Consider the following 1,805-nt stretch of genomic DNA (forward strand, 5'->3'; position numbering starts at 1 on the left):
AAGGTCCCGCTTGGATTCGTTTTTGAATTGTTCATCCACATAAGGTTGAAATTTGGTTACAAGGTCAATTGCCATAACGCCGTCATAACACTCCAGGAGCGGCTCGCCGGGCACTCCGCCTTTGTTTTCAGCGGCCAGCTTCTTCCCACGCTCCAGGCGTTTTGTTTTCTCTGCCAGTGTTTCCTCCAGCAGTCCCCACGCCTTGGCGATCAGGGGCAGGACAGCCTCCAGTGGTGCGATATCGCCGATGTGGTCGGGAGGCCCCAGGGCCAATGCGCTGAGCGCCTCCAATGTGACTTTTTCGAGCAGGGTTTCCGGGGCCATGTCCGGTCTTTTGTATTCCATGCCGAGCCTCCTCATTCTTAGGGATGCTTCTCCCTGATTTGCCAACAACAATACAAGGTCCGCTGGGAAATATCCATCACGAAAGCCAACGAAAAAATGGCCGCATATCCGGCAGAACCAACATGTGCGGAACCGCCCTCCTTTTTGAACATCAACCGCCGTCGTGGCAGTTGCAGGGGAGATCGTCCTCCGGGAACATCCAGCACATGGCGGTCTGGTTCTTATCCGCCTCTACGAAGTCCCGCCAGGCCCAGTTTCGGTCCAGGCCCTTGACGGAGGTGAGGTTGGGCATGGCGCCATCCTCAATGGCAATGGCCCGCTCGTAGAGGTCCGGATGCTGGTGGAAGAGGGTGCGGATCTCCTTTTTCTTCATGCTGGGGCAGAAAAAGCAGGAGGACTTGCCGGGCAGCGGCAGACCCTCCTGCTGGATGGCGGCGATGCAGTCCTCTCTGGTCCAGCCCCAGTCCATGAGGGCGTAGACCTTCGTGTACTTCTGATCGGCCTCGTCAAACTCTTTGGCCTTTTCCCTCCTCTGGGGCTCTCCCACATCGTAGCCGATGTACTTGAACACTTTTTCGCCCCTGGCCCACGCCTCCCGGCAAGGTGGGTAGTGGTTGCAAAACTTCTCCTGGGGACCGACCTTGTGCTTGAGGGAGCATTTCTTATAGCCATAGGCGATGGCGGGAAGAGAGCCGGAGCGGAGGCATTCCTGCTCCAGCGTCAGCCGGTTCCCGTCTTTATCCCGGTAGAAAACGGTTTGAATTTCCGGAAGTCCGTGACGGACCAGCCAGTCGTTCATGATGGGGAGGTAGGCGTAGGTGTGGGGCTGTTCGCCGCCGGGGTCCGCAAAGAGGATGAGGTCCACGGGAATGTTCCTATGGTACATCCCAATGAGCATGGCGGTGGAATTCGTGCCCCCGCCGTAGGCCACTACATTCATAAACGCTCCTTTCTCAGCCGCCCAGCGTCATGCCGGGCGGTTCCATATTCTGTTCCGGACAGTCCCACAGGATGCCGCTCACATCCTCAATTGTCCGGTCTATTGCTTCCATAGCATCCCGAAGCTGCCGAACCTGTTCCGCGGTCAACTGCGGGAACTGCTCCGTAAACAGGTACATCCTGTTCAGCTGGTTGACGCATTGCAGCATGGTCGGTTCCCCGCCCAGGCTTTCCACAAGCTCCGCATGTGCCTCAACGCTGCCAAGCGCTTGGTCCACCATTCCCAGCATCGCGTTGAGATGGTTAACAACCTGCTCCTTTGTCGGTTGGGGAAACCGCTCGGGGAACAGGTCCCGCTCGATCAGCGTGTTCATATACTGCTGGGTCGAAACGCCCTTTTGGGCGGCGCGGACATGAATATCACGAAAAAGCTCTCCGTCGATTTTGAAGCAGATCGTCTTTGCCACTACCGCCCGCCCGCCTCTCCGAACAGCGCCCGGATATGGTCCGGGGCGTGGACC

The 1,805-nt window shown here is 57.8% G+C and carries 2 protein-coding genes and 1 pseudogene; all 3 read right to left on the reverse strand.

The window, feature by feature from the left end; genetic code table 11:
- Nucleotides 1–345, reverse strand: a pseudogene (locus JX325_RS16170) (hypothetical protein); the annotation flags it as partial.
- Nucleotides 346–496: 151 nt separating this feature from the next.
- The gene (locus tag JX325_RS16175; RefSeq protein ID WP_204792068.1) at nt 497–1,285 is read right to left on the reverse strand and encodes a hypothetical protein; all 789 of its coding nucleotides are present in this window, start codon (nt 1,283–1,285) and stop codon (nt 497–499) included.
- Between the two features lie 13 nt (nt 1,286–1,298).
- Entirely contained in the window at nt 1,299–1,751 is a 453-nt protein-coding gene (locus tag JX325_RS16180; protein ID WP_204792069.1) for a hypothetical protein, read from the reverse strand.
- Nucleotides 1,752–1,805 lie beyond the last annotated feature (54 nt).

The organism is Oscillibacter sp. CU971, assembly GCF_905219725.1.
In the GTDB taxonomy this organism is placed as follows: domain Bacteria; phylum Bacillota; class Clostridia; order Oscillospirales; family Oscillospiraceae; genus Oscillibacter.